This window comes from Brevibacillus sp. HB1.1 (assembly GCF_013332445.1).
GTDB lineage: Bacteria > Bacillota > Bacilli > Brevibacillales > Brevibacillaceae > Brevibacillus > Brevibacillus porteri.
The window spans coordinates 252,295-271,155 of sequence record NZ_JABMIV010000002.1 but is presented as its reverse complement, the minus strand read 5'-3'; the positions used below and the strand labels follow the sequence as shown (position 1 = coordinate 271,155).

16 protein-coding genes are annotated in these 18,861 nt (G+C 45.9%); 15 read left to right on the top strand and 1 reads right to left on the bottom strand.

From position 1 onward, the window contains the following. Window positions 1-20 precede the first annotated feature (20 nt). The 3 genes from HPY27_RS06150 to HPY27_RS06140 all read left to right on the top strand — a co-directional run bounded on the left by HPY27_RS06150 (window position 21) and on the right by HPY27_RS06140 (window position 2,233). A complete protein-coding gene (locus HPY27_RS06150) occupies window positions 21-473 on the top strand; it encodes a MaoC family dehydratase N-terminal domain-containing protein (protein ID WP_174224593.1) in 453 nt (150 codons plus the stop codon). Window positions 474-500: 27 nt separating this feature from the next. Further along, the gene (locus HPY27_RS06145; protein ID WP_017248449.1) at window positions 501-908 is read left to right on the top strand and encodes a MaoC/PaaZ C-terminal domain-containing protein; all 408 of its coding nucleotides are present in this window, start codon (window positions 501-503) and stop codon (window positions 906-908) included. Window positions 909-1,036: 128 nt separating this feature from the next. Next, window positions 1,037-2,233, top strand: coding sequence for an acyl-CoA dehydrogenase family protein (locus tag HPY27_RS06140; protein ID WP_174224592.1), 1,197 nt, complete (start codon window positions 1,037-1,039; stop codon window positions 2,231-2,233). A gap of 78 nt (window positions 2,234-2,311) precedes the next feature. On the opposite strand, the gene HPY27_RS06135 is transcribed toward HPY27_RS06140, so the two are convergent. After that, a complete protein-coding gene (locus HPY27_RS06135) occupies window positions 2,312-3,004 on the bottom strand; it encodes a LuxR C-terminal-related transcriptional regulator (RefSeq protein WP_174224591.1) in 693 nt (230 codons plus the stop codon). A 151-nt stretch (window positions 3,005-3,155) separates the two neighbouring features. On the opposite strand from HPY27_RS06135, the gene HPY27_RS06130 reads away from it, so the two are divergent. The 12 genes from HPY27_RS06130 (at window position 3,156) to HPY27_RS06075 (ending at window position 18,746) form a co-directional block, all read left to right on the top strand. Beyond that, window positions 3,156-4,100, top strand: coding sequence for an alpha/beta hydrolase (locus HPY27_RS06130; protein ID WP_371814309.1), 945 nt, complete (start codon window positions 3,156-3,158; stop codon window positions 4,098-4,100). 18 nt (window positions 4,101-4,118) lie between these two features. Continuing rightward, window positions 4,119-5,522, top strand: coding sequence for a DUF1254 domain-containing protein (locus HPY27_RS06125; RefSeq protein WP_174224590.1), 1,404 nt, complete (start codon window positions 4,119-4,121; stop codon window positions 5,520-5,522). Window positions 5,523-5,546: 24 nt separating this feature from the next. Continuing rightward, on the top strand, window positions 5,547-6,986 hold the full coding sequence (locus HPY27_RS06120) for a DUF1254 domain-containing protein (RefSeq protein WP_174224589.1): 1,440 nt from the start codon (window positions 5,547-5,549) through the stop codon (window positions 6,984-6,986). 135 nt (window positions 6,987-7,121) lie between these two features. After that, window positions 7,122-8,780 carry a flavin-containing monooxygenase gene (locus HPY27_RS06115; protein WP_174224588.1) on the top strand — a complete coding sequence of 553 codons (1,659 nt, stop codon included), beginning with the start codon at window positions 7,122-7,124 and terminating at the stop codon, window positions 8,778-8,780. 45 nt (window positions 8,781-8,825) lie between these two features. Continuing rightward, window positions 8,826-10,325, top strand: a complete 1,500-nt coding sequence (locus tag HPY27_RS06110; RefSeq protein ID WP_174224587.1) for an aldehyde dehydrogenase family protein — start codon at window positions 8,826-8,828, stop codon at window positions 10,323-10,325. 32 nt (window positions 10,326-10,357) lie between these two features. Further along, entirely contained in the window at window positions 10,358-11,386 is a 1,029-nt protein-coding gene (locus tag HPY27_RS06105) for an alcohol dehydrogenase catalytic domain-containing protein (protein ID WP_174224586.1), read from the top strand. 320 nt (window positions 11,387-11,706) lie between these two features. Continuing rightward, window positions 11,707-13,182, top strand: a complete 1,476-nt coding sequence (locus tag HPY27_RS06100) for a protein adenylyltransferase SelO (RefSeq protein WP_174224585.1) — start codon at window positions 11,707-11,709, stop codon at window positions 13,180-13,182. A 106-nt stretch (window positions 13,183-13,288) separates the two neighbouring features. Then, on the top strand, window positions 13,289-14,107 hold the full coding sequence (locus HPY27_RS06095; RefSeq protein ID WP_173621797.1) for a hypothetical protein: 819 nt from the start codon (window positions 13,289-13,291) through the stop codon (window positions 14,105-14,107). A gap of 110 nt (window positions 14,108-14,217) precedes the next feature. Then, a complete protein-coding gene (locus HPY27_RS06090) occupies window positions 14,218-15,180 on the top strand; it encodes an AAA family ATPase (RefSeq protein WP_174224584.1) in 963 nt (320 codons plus the stop codon). Between the two features lie 14 nt (window positions 15,181-15,194). Continuing rightward, window positions 15,195-15,833 carry an RNA ligase family protein gene (locus tag HPY27_RS06085; protein WP_173621798.1) on the top strand — a complete coding sequence of 213 codons (639 nt, stop codon included), beginning with the start codon at window positions 15,195-15,197 and terminating at the stop codon, window positions 15,831-15,833. Window positions 15,834-15,981: 148 nt separating this feature from the next. Continuing rightward, entirely contained in the window at window positions 15,982-17,043 is a 1,062-nt protein-coding gene (locus HPY27_RS06080) for a suppressor of fused domain protein (RefSeq protein ID WP_371814317.1), read from the top strand. 38 nt (window positions 17,044-17,081) lie between these two features. Beyond that, window positions 17,082-18,746: a DUF6138 family protein gene (locus HPY27_RS06075; protein ID WP_174224583.1), complete on the top strand. Its 1,665-nt coding sequence runs from the start codon at window positions 17,082-17,084 to the stop codon at window positions 18,744-18,746. Window positions 18,747-18,861 lie beyond the last annotated feature (115 nt).

The window sequence follows — 18,861 nt, the reverse complement described above, 5'->3', positions numbered from 1 at the left end:
TGCAGATGAGGTGAATGAGCGTGTCAAATGTGAAAGATTTGATCGGGCTGGAGTTTAAACCTTACACCATGCCCGTAGAAAAAGGAAAAATAAAAGAATTGGCACTCGCTATCGGTGATGACAACCCGATCTATTACGATCTAGAGGCTGCTAAAAAAGAAGGCTACGATGGCATTCCTATCCCGTCAACCTTTTTGCAAGTTATTGACTTGTGGGGCGGCATGGGTTCCGTTGAAAAAATGGAGAAGTTGGGATTAAAACTGGCGAGAGTTTTGCATGGACAGCAATCCTACGAATACTTGGGTGACATTGTCACGGGAGACGTGCTGTCAGTCACGAGCAAGGTTGTCGATGCCGAAACGAAGACAGGAAGCAGCGGATCGATGGACTTGGTCACATCTGAAAATCAGTATCGAAATCAGCGAGGAGAACTGGTAGCTATTACGAGAAACACGATCGTGCATCGTCATTAATGGGGCATGAGAAGAAAGGAGAACGCCATGATATTTTATGAGGATGTAAGTGAAGGATACGAGTTCCCTGTTCTGGAAAAAGAACCGATCACCCGCGTGCAGCTCGTTCGGTTTGCAGGTGCTTCCGGCGATTTTCACCCGCTGCATCTGGTGGAAGAGTTCGCAGAGAAAGCAGGCATGAAGATCATCGCTCACGGAATGCTGGTCATGGGGATGCTGTCCCAAGGAGTTACTTCCTGGGTTTCTCGAAAGAATATCCAGAAAATTCAAGTGCGTTTTAGCAAAATGACACTTCCTGGCGAATCGATCCAGATTGTCGGAAAAGTTCTGGAAAAAAAGTTGGATAACACTGTAGTGGGAGAAGTACTGGCAAAGAACAGCGAAGGAGAAGTCAAAGTTTCAGGCATCTTTGAGGCGAAATTGCCATCAAGGTAATAGATTTGGTCTGCGTTTCCTAACTGACCGGCTTGAGTACCGTGAAATTGGTTGCCACTATAGCCCTCACGGTTCTCATAGACGGTCTTTCCTATATGTATGAACAATTCAAAAAAGAGGAGGGGTGCATGGTGTCATATTCAACGACTTCATCTAAAACAAATACATTTGATTTATTTAGGAGAGAGAGACGTTTTCTCACCCATGAACATGATATGTTCCGAACTTCTTTGCAAAAATTTCTCGAAAAAGAAGCTGTCCCTTACATCGAGAAATGGGAAGAAGAAAAATACACGCCACGAGAATTTTATGAGAAGCTGGGTGCGCAAGGGTTTCTTTGTCCGCAGGTGCAGCCTGAATATGGCGGTCTTGGCCTCGACTTCGGCTTTAATCTCGTCTTGGCGGAAGAGTTACACCGTGTTGGCGTAGGTACGTTGGCAAGCACGAGCTCTTCGATTATCGTCCCTTACCTCGAAAGATTTGGAAACGAAGAGCAAAAGAAAAGGTATTTGCCCAAATGTGTGAGTGGAGAGGTAACGACGTCAGTGGCGATGACAGAGCCTGGGATCGGATCGGACTTGGCGAGTATGAGTACAACGGCTATTCGTGAGGGCGATCACTATATCGTAAACGGGCAGAAAACCTTTATCTCCAACGGTATCAATGCATCGCTGTTTTTCGTTGCAGTCAAAACCGATCCAAAAGCAACTCCAGCTCGGAAAGGTGTCAGCATCCTCTTGGTGGATGCGGATACACCCGGATTTTCCCGCGGACGCAAGTTGAAAAAGCTGGGCCAGCATTCTACAGATACGGTTGAGCTGATTTTTGAGGATGCGCGTGTTCCTGTCCCTAATCTATTAGGAGAAGAAGGCCAAGGCTTCTACTACTTGATGGAAAAATTGCAGCAGGAACGGCTTTTGATTGCTTTGGGTGCAATGGTCATAGCAGAAGAGATGCTCAAGTCAACCATGAGCTATGTAAAAGAAAGACATGCTTTCGGGAAACCGATCAGTTCCTTTCAGAATACACAATTTGAAATAGCAGAAATGGCAACCGAATTAAAAATAGCGCAGACCTTCCTTGATGATTTAACAGAAAAACATATGCAAGGCGAAAATATCGTTACCCAAATTTGCATGGCAAAATGGTTCATTACAGAAATGGCAAGGAAGATGTCAGCCCGTTGCTTACAGCTTCATGGCGGATACGGATTTATGGAAGAATATCCGATAGCCCGTCGTTATCGGGATGTTGCCGTGATGCCAATCTATGGAGGCACAACAGAAATTATGAAAAATATTATCGCCAAAAACCTTGGCTTATAGGGGGAAAGGAATTTTCACAAAGAACAGACTGCCGACAGATAGCCCTGTCGGCTTTTATGTGACCTTGTACTCATCCTATCAAATAATCCCTTGGCGGTAGAGCTCTCCAACTGCATGGGAACGATTGTTAGCGCCCAGCTTTTGAATCGCGGATTTTACGTATTGTTTTACGGTTAATTCACTGATATTCATGGAATCTGCCATTTCTTTCGTACTCTCACCCCACGCGATTTTTTTCATCACTTCCAGTTCTCGTTTGCTTAGCTGCAAAGAGTTTTCTACCCGCTGATAGTCTTCAATGAACTTCCCAACGAGCTTGCCATACAGAGTGACAGACGCAAGGATTTCGTCATCAATGATTGCTCCCGTATGGAATTCTTTGGAGGATATAAAGCCAATGACGACCGAACCGTAGCAAATGGGGGAAACTAAAACGGCATGCGCATTGGAGGAATGAGGGTAATTGCTGCTGGTTTGTTTAAAAAAATCAATGCCAGAACAGTACTTGGCCTTTCTTTCACGGATGACATCCTGCAAAAAGCTGTATCCCCGAATATCATCACGTTTTTCCCGTATATGACTTAATCCTTTTGCTGAGAGAGAGATAATTCCTTCTCCAAAATAGCCAATAGGCGAATAGCGATATAAAGACGCATCCTGGACTGGAAATAGCTCCATATAGTGCTCAAGAATTTTATATAATTTTTCTTCATGATTCGTTATGGCATCCAGCTTTCGAACTTGTTCTTCAATGGTATAGGTTGCAATCACTTTGTCATCTCCTTTTGGGGGAATCGATGCGCTACAAAATGGGAATATTCCAATTATACAGAAAAAAGTAGGCTTAAGATAAGGATTATAGCTCTTCTCTGAATCTATTTCCTTCAAGTATACATCATATCAAGGGAAGGATGGATGCTTCGTGGCAAATATAGATCCAAGAGCAAAAGTTTATTTGGAAAGGATTAACCAATTACCGCCCCTTCATAAATTGGAGCCGCAAGCAGTAAGAGACATATTTGCACAGATTCCTGCTGTCGAGGTAGAGCTTGCACCGCTCGCAAAAGTTGAGGACAAGCTGATTCCTGCTGGAGCGGATGCCGAAATAAACATCAGGATGTACACACCGGAGGGTCAAGGTCCGTTTCCGCTTTTTGTTTATTATCATGGTGGCGGTTGGGTAATCGGTGATCTTGAAACCGTAGATGCTAGCTGCCGGATGCTGGCTCATCTATCAGGAAGAATCGTCGTATCGGTCGATTATCGATTGGCGCCGGAGCATAAGTTTCCTGTTCCCGTCGCTGATTCCTATGCAGCGTTAAAGTGGGTGAGTGAAAATGCTTCCTCTATTAATGGAAGCGCTTCCGATTTGGTAGTTGGTGGTGATAGTGCAGGAGGAAATCTTTCTACCGTTCTCTCGCTTCTTGCAAAAGACCAAAACGGCCCGGCAATAAAGGCACAGGTCCTTATTTACCCAGTGACGGACATGCGCTTTGACTCTCCATCTTACATGGAATTTCAAGAAGGGTTTGGTCTGAATCGGGACCTGATGTTGTGGTTTTCCAACCATTATATCAATCATGAGTATGATAAAGGCAATCCGTATGTAGCTCCACTATCAGCGAGAGATTTGAGCAATCTTCCTCCTGCTATCGTGATCACTGCCGAATGTGATGTATTGCGCGATGAGGGAATCGCATATGCCGAACGCTTGAAGAATGCAGGAGTAAAGGTTGAAGCGGTATGCGAGAAGGGGTTAGTACACGGATATTTTACGAATATGGCCGTATTTCCGGAGCAGATAAAAGCGACGATTTCTCGCATAACGGAATTTCTGCATACAATCGATCAGATTGTAACCAAGTAGGGTAGGGGGCTTGGAACGATGTTGAAAGGAAAACGATTGATTTTATCACTGGCTACTGTTCTGACAACGCTATGCTTTTCTGTTATTACCCCTGCTTTAACAGCTCATGCACAGGCTAACGTTATGGTGTCGCAGGGAACGGTATCAACGAAACAGTCACGTGAGAATCTTGCGTACAGCCTGGGTATCCAAGCCTACATTTACGGTTATCCTCTTGTGACATTGGAAAAAAAGAAGAGGAGTGCTTTACAAGATAAAAGGCCCTTGAATCAGTTTTTTCATCTTCAAGCGCTGCCTGCTGCTGATTATAGAGGCGTGGTCTCCCCGAATCACGATACGTTGTACTCGGCTGCCTATCTTGACCTTACCCAAGGTCCACTGGTTCTGCACGTACCTGATTTCGGAAAAAAATATTATACCATTCAATTGATGGACGCTTGGACCAATTCTTTTGACTATATCGGGACGAGAACCACTGGCACAAAAGAAGGAAAATTTTTAATCGTCGGACCAAACTGGAAAGGCGATCTGCCAGCAAATAGGAAAGTCATCAAGTCCCCGACCAATACAGTGCTTGCTGGTGGGCGTATTTTAATAGATGGAGAAACAGATATTCCGAATGTAACCGCCCTTCAAAAACAGATGACGATTACACCCCTTGTCCAATCAACGAAGATCAGCTCTTCCTCGAATGCATCTGCTGCGATATTGGACGAAAAGGACCCGTTGTCGTTCTTTCGCCTTCTGACCAGCTCCATGAAATCCAATCAGCCAGCTTCAGCGGATGAAGCTCACGTCAAGCAGTTCGAACACATTGGAATTACCCCAACCGATGATTTTGATGAAACTACGTTGGATGAAACGACTCTGGCAGGATTAAGGCGCGCTGTAAAAGATGGGGAAGAAATCATTGCAATGGCAAGTGCTGTAAAAGGACAAGGACAAAATACATGGAGTCTAAACCTCGATTACGGAACATATGGGGTGGATTACCTAAAGCGAGCAGTTGTCGCTCGTACGGCCTTCGGTGCCAACATCCCGAGTGAGAGCGTATACCAAAGGACGGATGTGGATCGCGATGGAAACCCACTATCCGGAGAGAATCGTTATGTCATTCGCTTTTCAAAAGATAACCTTCCTCCTGTTGATGCTTTTTGGTCATTAACCCTGTATGGAGCAGATTATTACTTCGTACCAAACCGTCTCAACCGTTATGCCATTGGCGACCGCACGAGGGAACTGAAATACAATGCAGATGGGTCTCTCGATATTTACCTCCAGAAAGATCCGCCTGCAGGAAAAGAATCGAACTGGCTACCGACTCCAGTAGGAGATTTTAACTTGATGCTCAGACTGTATTTACCCAAGCCGATTGTTCTGGAAGGCAATTACGAAATCCCCACGGTGCAAAAAGTAAACTGACAAACAGCAAAGGAGGAAGTGCTTGTGAAAAAGGCAGGACTGTTCATTACAGCATTGAGTGTACTGACGTCCATGGCAACGGGTAGTGCATATGCAAACGAAAACAAGCAATATCATGCAGGAAGTGTTCAGCCACAGACTTCGGCCACACGAAATTCGGCGCCACTCGTGCAAGCTCCGTACCGTACCAATTTGGCGTACAGTGTAGGGGTGGATGCTTACATTTACGGTTATACCCTAGTGGAAATGGCAAGAACGATGCAGCAGTTCACTGAGAAAACGCCTTTAAACACATTCCATCACGACAAGGTGCTGGCAGATGCAAGCTTCAAAGATTTTGTCAAACCGAACAATGACACGTTGTACTCAACAGCATGGCTGGATTTATCAAAAGGTCCGCAAGTGTTGAGCTATCCCAAAATCGATCGATATTTCACCTTACAAATGATGGATGCATACAGCAACTCCTTCAAGTATATTGGCGGGTCCAATTTGGATGATTACAAAGGTGGAAAAGTAGTGATTGTGGGGCCTAATTGGGAAGGAAAGCTGCCAGGTAACGTAGAGGTCGTTCGGGCGCCTACGGACATGCTTTGGATTCTTGGTAGAACATTTGTGAATGGCGAAAAAGACTTGCCCAACGTTTATAACATTCAAGAAGGGTATACGCTAGCGCCCTTGGATGCTAACCAGAAACCAGGTGCGATCGATCTGCCCAAAATAGAATCGGCTGACTTCGATGATCCGTCAAAATTTTACCCATTACTCGCTGAATTGATGAAGCTTTACCCGCCACCAAAAAGGGACGAAGCTTTTCTAAGCAAGCTGGAGTTCATCGGCTTGGATTATCAGGCAGGGACATTTCACGCAGAGGATGATCCTGTTGTATGGGAAGGTTTGACGAAAGCAGGAAAAGATGCAAAAGAGATCATAAAAAATTCCATCAGTATTCTGCAAAGACCCAACAATGGAAATTGGCGAGTAAACAATGAGCGAGTGGGTATTTATGATACCTATTATTTAAATAGAGCCATGGTTGCCATGCGTGGAATTGGTGCCAATACACCGGGAGAAGCTGTTTATGCATCAACTCGTGTGGATGATGGCGGGACTCCGTTGGTCGGACAGAAAAAATACGTGATTCATTTTGAAAAAGAGCAGATCCCTCCGACAAAATCGTTCTGGTCGATTAGCCTATACAATTTTGAAAATCACTTTATCGATAATGAGTTGGACCGCTATTCCATTGGCGATCGCACGGAAGGGCTGAAATACAATGAGGATGGTTCGCTGGATATCTACATTCAGAGCACACCACCGAAGGGCAAAGAGACTAACTGGCTGCCATCGCCTACCTCAACGACAGCTCCAAATTTTAGTTTGGTAGTAAGAATCTACACCCCGGATGAGTCTTTACAGGAGAATACCTTTGTCATACCGGCTATCAAAGTAGTGAATGAGTAAAGCTTTGAACCTCTCCTTTTGAGGGAATGTCCACGTGTGGAATTAGGAATATTCGGATAACTAACAAAGCCATAAACTTTAAGTAGTTGCTTCAACTATTCTACTAAATGATTTCATGGGGAGGTTGGAACAGGAATGACATCAACTCAGCACAAAGCCCAGGTGAATTCGAATAACGACTTCGACGCAGTGATCATCGGCGCAGGATTCTCAGGACTATACATGCTCTATCGCTTGCGTGAAGCAGGATTTTCTGTACAAGTCTACGAGGCCGCTCCAGATGTGGGAGGCGTATGGTATGCCAATCGTTATCCCGGAGCGAAATGCGACTCGGAAAGCATCATCTACAATTACATGTTTTCTGAGGAGCTCTATCAGGAATGGACTTGGTCCTCTAGATACCCGGAACAGGCAGAAATTCTGAGTTACCTCAACTATGTAGCGGACAAATTCGATTTGCGGCGTGACATCCAGTTTCATACGCGCATAACGGCGGCCCATTTCGATGAGGTACAAAACATGTGGCGACTCCAAATGGAAGATGGCACACATGTAACGGCGACGTATTTTATTACGGGGGTCGGTAATCTCTCCTCCTCCAATATTCCCAAGTTCAAGGGCTTTGATAGCTTCGAAGGCGAGTGGTACCACACCGGACATTGGCCACATGAAAAAGTAGAATTCAAGGGGAAGCGAGTTGGCGTGATCGGTACAGGTTCAAGCGGCATCCAATCGATTCCGGTCATTGCCGAGGAGGCAGCGCATCTGTTTGTCTTTCAGCGGACACCAGGGTATTGCACGCCAGCGAGAAACCATCCCTATGATTCGGAATTTATACGCCAGACGAAATCCAACTATAGCGAGATAAAACGGCAAACACGTGAATCTGCAACTGGCTATCTTCACAAAGTGCAAAATGATCGATCTGCGTTGGAAGATACACCGGAAGAACGCCAGCGGGAATATCAAAAGGTCTGGGATCGGGGAGGCTTTGGGTTAGGCAGCACTTACAATGACTTGATCATAAACGCAGAAGCCAACGAAACAGCAGCCGATTTTATTCGCTCCAAAATAAGCGAAGTTGTAAAAGACCCCAAGGTGGCCGAGCTTTTGAAACCAACTTATTATTTCGCTGCGAAACGGCCTGTTCTGGACACCAATTATTATGAGACATATAACCGCGACAATGTCACGCTAGTCGATGTGAAGAGTAGGCCGATTACCGAGATAACACCCAAGGGAATCAAAACGACGGAAGAAGAGTATGAACTGGATATCCTCGTTTTTGCAACGGGTTACGATGCGATGACCGGGCCGTTGTTTAAGATTGATATTCGTGGAAAAGACGGGATCTCACTCAAAGAAAAATGGGCGGGAGGTCCGCAAACGAGAACGTACCTTGGCATCGCAAACACTGGTTTCCCGAACATGTTTATGATTACGGGTCCTGAGAGTCCTTCCTCCTTGTCCAACGTTCCTGTTTCCATTGAGCAGCATGTGGAATGGATTGGCGATTGCATAGAATATTTGCGCGAACATGGGATTGCATCTATTGAGGCGAAAGTGGAGGCAGAGGAGGCTTGGAGCACGCATTGTAGTGAAGTGGCTGATTCGACACTCTACACGAAAACAGATTCCTGGTACACAGGTGCAAATATAGAGGGCAAACCACGTGGATTCCTCATCTATGTAGGCGGTGTTGGAGCTTATCGCAAAATTTGCAACGAGGTCGCAGCCAAGGGCTATGAGGGCTTCTCCTTAACACCGGCGTCCACTAGAGAAACCATATCCTAGAAGTAGATGCAAATGAAGAAAAGCAAATGACAGGAGATGAAAAGCATGTCCAAAGTTTTGGGTGTACCGCAAGAAAGCTTAGCACAGTTCCTTTCCGGCACAAAACAAATGCTGATCAACGGTGAATGGGTTCCTTCTCTCTCCGGCAAAACCTATGACTCTATCAATCCAGCAAATGGGGATGTCATTGCGAAAATTTATGAAGGAGACGAGGCAGACGTAGATCAGGCAGTTCGTGCAGCAAGAGCAGCATTTAACGGGCCTTGGTCCAAAACTTCTCCTGCAGAACGAACAAAATTCCTCAATAAGCTCGCCGATTTGCTGGAACAACGCGTCGAAGAATTTGCTTATCTCGAGACGCTGGATGGCGGAAATACGATTACGCTAACACGCTACGGCTTCGTCCCAAGTGCAGTCGCTCATTTGCGCTATTATGCCGGATGGGCGACAAAATTAACAGGACAAACGATACCGCTTACATCAGGTGGCAATTTTCATGCCTATACACGAAGAGAGCCTTTAGGGGTATGCGGACAAATCACACCATGGAACTATCCTTTGCTGGGGACTGTCTGGAAGTTAGCTGCTCCGCTGGCCGCAGGGAATACCGTGATTTTGAAGCCTTCCCAGCAAACCACCCTTACAACTTTGCTACTTGGTGAGCTGATCATGGAAGCGGGTTTCCCCGCAGGAGTGGTGAACATTGTAACAGGCTCCGGCCGTAAAATTGGGGAAGCGATCACGAGTCACCCTGATATCGACAAAATCGGTTTCACAGGGTCAACGGAAGTGGGCAAAGGCATCATGAGAAAATCCGCTGACACTCTGAAAAAAATCACACTGGAATTAGGCGGGAAATCACCAAACATTATTTTTGCGGATGCTGACCTAGACAAAGCGATTCAAGGTGCGTTTATGGGAATGTTTACCAACCAGGGCCAGATATGTGTGGCAGGGACTCGGCTCTATGTGGAAAAGTCAGTCTTTCAACAGGTCACAGAAAGATTGGTTGAAATGGCACAAAAAATGAAAGTGGGGAACCCACTAGACCCGGCTACACAGATGGGACCGCTGATTTCCAAAGAGCACTTGCAATCGGTGAAAAATTATATTGAAATCGCCAAAAAAGAAGGAGCTACCGTTTTAATAGGTGGGAACGTTCTACAAGAGGGCGAGCTGGCAGGCGGTAATTATTTGGAGCCTACCATTCTTACTGATCTCGAAGAAAATTGCACTGCCGTAAAAGAGGAGATATTTGGCCCGGTCTTGTGCGTCATGCCGTTTGAACAGATAGAGGAAGTCATTGAAAGAGCTAACGAAACCGAATACGGATTGGCTGCCGGTGTATGGACACAAAACTTGACAACTGCGCATAAAGTCATTGATGCGTTAGAAGCAGGAACTGTCTGGGTAAACACTTACCTTAAATCGGATAATGGTCTTCCCTTTGGTGGGCATAAGCATAGCGGAATTGGCGTGGAAATGGGCTATCAAGGTATTGAAGCATACACAAAAACGAAAAGTGTCTTAATTAGCCTCAATTAGATCAATCAAAACCATATCAGGGGGTAAACAGAATGAAGGCACTGGTACTCGTAGATAAACAGAAATGTGAAGTGAAAAATGTTCAAGATCCCACACCTGATAAAGACGGGATTCTTATTAAAGTAATGGCAAATGGAGTATGCCGGAGTGACTTGCATTTTTGGCTGCATGGACAACCGGCAAACCGTATTTTGGGTCATGAATTCTGCGGCGTCGTAGAAGAAGTGGGTAGGGAAGTGACCCATTTTAAAAAGGGAGATCGGGTAGTTGTCCCATTTATCGGAAGTGATGGAACGTGCCCTTTTTGTCTCAGTGGGAAGTCAAACCTGTGTGACTCCAGGTCATTCCCTGGGATGTCCTATGATGGCGGCTACGCAGAATACGTCGCCGTTCCAAAAGGAGACCGGAATGTCATCCACTTACCAGAGGAAATTGACTTCCTCGATGCTTCGGCCTTGGGCTGCCGCTTCATGACCGCTTTCCATGGTCTGGTCGATCGGGCACAAGTTATGCCTGGGGAGTGGGTGGCCATTTATGGATGTGGTGGACTTGGACTTTCTGCGATCAACATTGCCTCAGCAATGGGAGCAAATGTAATCGGTGTGGACATTCAAGATACGAATTTAGCGTTAGCCAAGCAGATGGGAGCAGCTTATACCATTAACAGCCGTAAAACGAACCCCGTCGAAGCCATCATGGAACTCACGAAGGGTGGAGCCGACGTGTCTGTAGATGCACTGGGCCATTCCGAAACATGTGTAAACTCGATTCTCAGCCTCAAAAAGGACGGACGTCACTTGCAAGGGGGGCTTATTACACACGATGGTGGAAATGTTACGATCCCTGTGACTGAAATGGTCAAGAAAGAGATTCGCTTCCTTTCTACCTTTGGCATGCCGGTTCATGGTTACTCCTCTTTGCTCTCTTTTGTGTTGCAAGGAAAACTTTCTCCTAGCAAAATGGTGAATTGCGAGGTTTCTCTTTCTGAAGTGAACGACATTTTTGAAGGAATGACCCAAAATACGCTGACCGGAACATTTGTTGTCACAAAATTCGAATAAGACAAGCTAGTCATTGCGAACATTGGGAAGGGTCTGCTGGTTATCACAGCAGACTCTTTTTAGCAAACGAAATGTTATCTCAAGAATTGATTATTCCAATCTGCCAGTTTGATTTTTATTACGATGGTTCTCATGGCTTTAGTGAGCATCCTATTGTTAACACCGAAGGAAAACGTCGAGGGGAAATCCGGCGTTTTTTTTGTTTTTTCACCTGACCAATGTGCTCCAATCTTGCGTGAAAAGGGTATAATAAACTGGCAAAATGTATCAAGTGTACAGTTACTTCCATTCAAATACACCAATGGATAAAAGGAGATACAATGACGGACAAAAAAGTAACGATTGAACCGGGATGGAACTTCGACAACAGCTATACAACGCTGCCGAAATCATTTTATTCCCGAATGAGCCCACCTCCTGTGCATTTACCGAAGCTCGCCATTCTAAACGAGTCATTGGCAAAGTCGCTCGGGCTGAACGCCGAAGCCCTTCAAAGCGCCGATGCTGTAGCCATGCTCGCGGGAAACGAGGCTCCAGAAGGCGCAATGCCTCTCGCGCAAGCATATGCCGGACATCAATTCGGTCACTTTACCATGCTGGGCGACGGACGGGCCCTTCTGCTTGGAGAGCAGATTACACCTTCCGGAGAGCGATTTGATATCCAACTGAAAGGTTCAGGCAGAACACCTTATTCACGCGGCGGCGATGGTAGAGCGGCCCTTGGCCCGATGCTGCGCGAATACATCATTAGCGAGGCCATGCATGGACTCGGAATTCCTACCACTCGGAGCCTTGCAGTAGTGACAACCGGCGAGTCTATCTATCGCGAAGCCGAGCTGCCTGGTGCCATTTTGACGCGTGTTGCAGCCAGTCATATCAGAGTAGGCACGTTTCAATTCGCGGCAAGATGGTGCTCGATTGAAGATCTCCGCGCGTTAGCTGATTACACCTTGCAAAGACATTTCCCAGAGATCGAAACAGAAGAAAACCGTTATCTCCTCCTACTGAAGGGAATTATCAAGCGTCAAGCGGAGTTGATTGCCAAGTGGCAACTCGTAGGATTTATTCACGGAGTCATGAACACCGACAACATGGCGATCAGCGGCGAAACCATCGATTACGGTCCTTGCGCTTTCATGGACGCGTATGATCCCGCAACGGTATTTAGCTCCATTGACGTTCAAGGTCGCTATGCTTACGGAAATCAGCCGTACATTGCTGTGTGGAATCTCTCTCGTTTTGCGGAAACCTTATTGCCGTTGCTGCATGAAAATGAAGCGCAGGCTGTGAAAATGGCCGAAGATGCCCTTGGCGAATTTAGCAAGCTGTATCACAGCAATTGGCTCAGAGGAATGCGGGCAAAGCTCGGACTGTTTAACGAAGAGGAGCAAGACGAAGCGTTGATCGAAGGTCTGCTCACCATGATGAAGGAGCACGGTGCAGACTATACGAATACATTCCGTGCGCTCACGATCAATCAACCAGAAGGTACCGTGCTGTTTGGCACGAGCGAATTCACGGAATGGCATGAGCAGTGGAAAGCACGACTAACAAGACAGCCAGAAGACATCGAAGCGGTACAACAGGTAATGAAAAACAGCAATCCGGCAGTCATCCCTCGAAACCATCGTGTAGAAGAAGCGTTGGAAGCAGCATGGAAAGAGGGCGACAACACTGTGATGGAACGGCTTTTGGCAGTCCTTTCTGATCCATATGCGTACACGCCTGAACAGGTAGCATACACGACTTTACCAGCGGAATCGGCACGTCCTTACCAAACGTTTTGCGGTACGTGATAGCAAGCAATCAGAGTCCAACGATCTTTCACACGTTGGACTCTTTTTTCATACATCCGATCCGCGTTAAAATATGGAAAGCAAAGAAAAAAGGAGCAATCGTTTTATGGATAAAAAAGCAAAGCAAATCTTGGTGAAAACATTTTGGAGCAGCAACGGATGGAAGAGTCGCCCATTCGATTTTTCGGGAGCAGATTTTGAATACGCCAAAAGCAAAGGCCTCATGTTTGACCCGCTGACGATCAGTCATGAGGAGTGCATAGAGAAAATCATTGCTCAGCATGAAAAAGTGACGAAAGAACAAGTCGCCGCAGCATTTTTACACAGTCTCTCGACGCGAAAGGTGTACCTGCGCAGCGCCTTGTCTAGTTGGGCTTTGACTCAGTCTTTGACAGCCCATACATTCGAAAGTAACGTCGGCAAGTATATAAATCCAGAAAACGGTACCTATTTCGCCATGTACGGAGACTGCCATCTTTGCGACCGCTATCATATTGCAAGTCGAGAGCAGTATACGAATGAAGACATGAATGTCCTGAATTTCGAAAGAATCAAATGGGGAGGCATCCGCCTGAATTATCTACCGTACCTCATGCTTGATCTGGAGCTGTTAAGCAAGGAAGAAAATCTTACGGTACAGGAAGAAGATGTAGCCATCCTCCGTCAGGTGTTAGCCATCATCGCCAGCAGTGAGCCAACCGATGCCGCCCGTCAACTGGAGAAGCGCCTTACTGGAGCCTTTCCGTCTAGCAAGAATGAACGGGATGTCTTCATGGAAATTCTTGCATCCGCTGGAATTTTGGCTCCAAGCAAGGACAGACCAGGGCGTGGCGGGAAGAACGACTTTTTCGCTGTCGTGAATTGGCGCGGTGAAGATAGCTATTCCGAGCAAGCTGTCCAGAACTTCTTTGGTCCGTGGCTGTAAAGAACAGAAAATCTAGGAACAAAGAAGGGTGCCATCTATACGCGAAGTGTGTATAATATTGGAAAAGTAAGTCGAAAAGTTAGTTTCTATTGAAAGGAGGTGAGATATAAGTGAAAAAGAAATTAATCGTCCTGTCAGGCATTGCGGGCAGTGGCAAAAGCAAGTGGGCACAAGAAATTGCCAAAAAGGAACGGGCAACCATCGTGTCTACGGATGAAATTCGCCAAAACTTATTCGGTGATGAGCGAAAGCAAAAAAGGTCAGCGCAAGTATTTTTTGAGGTTTATTCGAAAATCGCAACCGAGCTGGCGACTGGAAAGAATGTCATCTTAGACGCAACCAATATTGACAGAGAGAAAAGAATGAAAGTCCTTGCCAAATTTCCCGATGTCCAAAAGGTATGCTATTACTTCGATGTTCCCTATTCTGTTTGCCTAGAACGCAATCGATCCCGAAAGAGAACCGTAGACGAATACATCTTGGCGAAGATGCGGAAGAACTTCCATTTTCCTATTAAGAATGAAGGTTGGGATCACATTCATCTCTTGCACGAACCAGCTCCTTATGCCATTGGAAAAGAAGAGTTTGTTCAATTGCTTCAAAATGAACCTTCCTATGAAGAGCTGTTTGCCAAGTTGAATGCCATTCCGATCTTCCAAGAGATGTATCAGTTTAATCAGGAAAACCCTTATCATCAGTACCCTTTGTGCAAGCATACCTATCATGTTGTCGATTATGTAAACGCCTTTTACACGGAAGAAGATAAATTTCTCATGCAAGTGGTCGCCTTGTTTCACGATACAGGAAAACCATTTTGCAAAACCTACAAGCCGATGAAAGGCCATTACTCCTACTACGGACATGAGCATGTTTCTGCGCAAATTGCTTGCCATTTTTTAAAAGAATTAGGATTCGAAGATGATTTTATCTTCGAAGTCGTCAACCTGATTCAAATGCACATGAAGATTAACTACGGAACGCAGCAAGATATTTCCGAGATTTATCATTTGTTGGGCGATGAGTACCTATGGAAGCTGTACTTCTTTAAGGAAGGTGATGCTTATGCGAAATAAGGAGGTGAATAACGATGTTGAAAAAATACCCGAGAACCTTTCATTTACCCTGGTCAAGAAGTAGAACCGACGATGATAAAATTTTGCGAACGGTTCATCATTTCGAGGGAAAAGAAGTAGTCGTGACAGAGAAGTTGGATGGCGAAAATACCACTCTTTACCGAAATCATATCCACGCAAGGTCAATGGATAGCAAAGACCACGCATCTAGACATTGGGTAAAGATGCTGCACGGGACGATTTCGTTTCATATCCCGGAAGGCTGGAGAATTTGCGGAGAAAATGTATTTGCGCTGCACTCCATCTATTACGAACACCTAACGAGCTATTTCTACGTTTTCTCTATCTGGAATGAAAACAATGAATGCTTGTCTTGGGACGAAACGGTAGAATGGGCCGAACTACTTGGCTTAGAAACAGCGCCTGTCTTATATAGAGGGATTTGGAAGGAAGAGACCATAAAAAGTTGCTACACCAAACAATCTGTCTACGGCGGGGAACAAGAGGGCTACGTGGTACGAGTAACGGAGAGGTTTCCGTACGAAGATTTTAAACAATCTGCCGCCAAGTTTGTGCGTAAAAATCATGTGCAAACCGACCAGCACTGGTTATCGAAGCCAGTTGTTCCGAATGGGATAACACAAACCAGTTAAAGACTTTTGATATAGAAGGGAATGAGAACAATGTAATTTGCTAAGTGGTATTGACCGTCTAATAGAGTATCCAAATTCCATTTTGGCTATTGTTAAGACAGTCATTCCATAGGAGGCGAGAGAGATGAACGAAGAAATGAACGAAGAAGTGAATGAAGAAATGATGTCAGCGGGCTGGGATGCCATTGATCAGGAGATGAGAAAGATTTATGGAGAGCAGGAGCCTAAGCATTACGGGACGCTCATCTCGTATGCGCTGGGTGGTCAGGATCCATTGGATGGAATAAGCGCCTACAAAGCGGACGAGCCTTACCCGCATTGGCATTTTGTCACATATGGTTTTACTGAGTTATATGAAAAGGAATCCGAGAATGAAGAGGAAAGCGGCTTTGGCTTTGAATTGACGTTTCGATTGGCACGAAAGGACGACGAGGAAGAGCCGCCTGCTTGGGCGCTGAACCTGCTTCAAAACATGGCGCGTTACGTATTCAACACCGGCAATGTTTTTCAAGCTGGTGATCATTTGGATGCAAACGGTCCGATATGCCTGGGTGCCGATACCCAACTGACTGCGCTCGCTTTTGTCATGGACCCACAGCTTCCCGAAATCGATACGCCGCATGGTCGGGTGCAATTCTTGCAAATGGTCGGAATCACAGGTGATGAACTCGATGCGATGATGGCTTGGAATACACGTGGCGTACTCCAATCTGGCTTGCCGTACATGCCTTCCTACATAACCGATCTCGAGCGAGATTCTCTCCTTCGCAACTCTACAGTTTCGGATGCTGTTCAAAAAGGAATGGAACAAGAAGGCTCCAACACTGCTTTTTTGTATGTCAGCCAGCTAGGATGGGAGTCAGGTAAAAAAGGCTTTTTGAAAAAAACACCTTCGACCTTAAAGCTGGGAGCGAAGCAAGCGGAAGTCATCGGAAAGATTCTCCGCGGACGTATGCGAAAAGGGGAAAGCCTGAGCCTGCTGGGACCTGATGTCCGGGTTGTATTTGAGGCAGGAGAAAAGCCTGAATGTATTCCAGAAGAGGACGTCATTCGATTTGTCCTCGATGATGCGACAACGATTGCGCTTACCAAGCAGTTGGTTCCAAAGGAAAGCAGCTTTGAGATGCCTTCCCTGAAAGGAATTGCCATAAACATTGTGAAAACCAATATTACCGATAGCGAGGGCAATGTCGTCAAGGTCATCGGTTAAGACCGTAGCGCTGTTTTGGCGAGGAGGAGAGTCAGTCAATGAATCAGGCAGCAGAAGCATTTCTAAACGAAGTATGGACTTCCATCCAAGAAATTTACAAAAAAGAGAACCAGCGGATCAACGAGATCAAAGACTGGAGTCGACTGCAGGTGGGGATCAAAGACTACCTGAGAGTGGCATGGAGAAAAGGAAAACTCAATTGGGCCAATGGCAAAATCCACGTGGATGTCCATGAACCTTACAGTTGGAGTGACGACTCGTACAAATACGACGCGGGTCCTTACATGGAGGAGCTTACAGAGGAAATTCTCATGCAAGAATTTTTTCCCGCACTGTGTGAACGCATGGAATCCCTTTTTCATTCCACCGACTATGCTTCTCACTTTTTTAATTACCGCTTCGAGCTCGTCTTCGAATTCGAGTGGGAACAATCGATGCAATGCCATACTCACCATTTCGTAAACGAACAAAAACGCGAGAGTCTAAAACAAGCATTGGATCAATTTATTGAGACAAAAATTAAGCAGGAGCTTCCCGTACGTCCGAATGAAAGAGATGATTTTTTCTTTGCTCATTGTCTCGTCAATCCCGATTTGATGGAACAAAAGCAGGAAGTTATCGAACCGCTTATCCAGCGTCTTAGCGAAAAGCTGCGCTCCAATAAAGAACGCAGTGATTCATGGACATACTACTTTACTTTGGCTTTAAAAGGCTGGGCGGATGAGCGTTTTTTAGTCAAATTTTTCGATCGTACCGGGCATTATGGACTGGATTGGGCTTTGAAACCTGAGCAGGAGCGTCAAGAACCAAAAATGGAGGAGCTGGACTTTTTCCTGTACATCGCTCTCGCAATTGGTAACAAGGAACCAGACACCCGCAAGAAGTTTCTGGACCTCGCTGTTCAGCTCGGTTCCAAGCAGGCTACGGACTATGTAAAACGGGGCAGCGGTCGCTTTGAAAACGAGTATAAAGGCACTCTGATTCAAGCAAGCGCCAATGACGTTTTGCAAGCGATCGACATCCGTATCGTATCTGAAGAAGAAGCCGCCTACGGTGAAGCACTAGATTTTATCAACGGTCTTTTGCGTGAAGGTTTTCCCAAAGGGTACAAGCTCAAGCTGAAGAGCAGCGAAAAGCACTACCTACCAGTAAAAAAGCTGGCGAAGTCAGGTCTCCACCAGTTTTTTGCGAATGCGTCCCGTTATCCTGTCTTATACCCGAAAATCGCAGAATATGCCGAGCTTGCGATGGAGGAGTTTGCGTGGTATGGGGATGTAGAGCCTAGTGAGAAATCCGTCATGCCTGGCACCTATGCGGTATTGGCTCTCGGCTTGTCTAGCAACGATTATTTTCCACTCTTTCGTCGCTATATGGAGCTGGTCGACACGGAGCATCAGTCTGCTCAGGACGATTTTGCTATTGCGTTTATCGAGGCGCATGGTGTAACCGTAGAGAATATGCCAGTACTCGTCTCTCTGGTGCTTGGCAGTAGCGACTCGGCGAAGCCTTTGAAAAATATCACCATCGATCGTGCAGAACTGGTGGACGCACTCATAGGGGAGCTTGCAGCGATGGAAGATTACCTGCGGGAAACCGTTATTTATCGCCTTTTCGGCGGGAATAAGAAGCTCGCACAGGCGGTAAAGAAGGAATCTTCCCCGATCAAAGACAAGCTTGTACAACTGCTAGCCTTGGTCGAATAGCTTCATTGACAATATTTAGAAGGCCATGCTATATTGAATTCAACTACATGGAACGGAGGGTGAATCATTTGCGCAATTGTTTATTTATTGGAAAAGCCAATCCTATAATAAATAA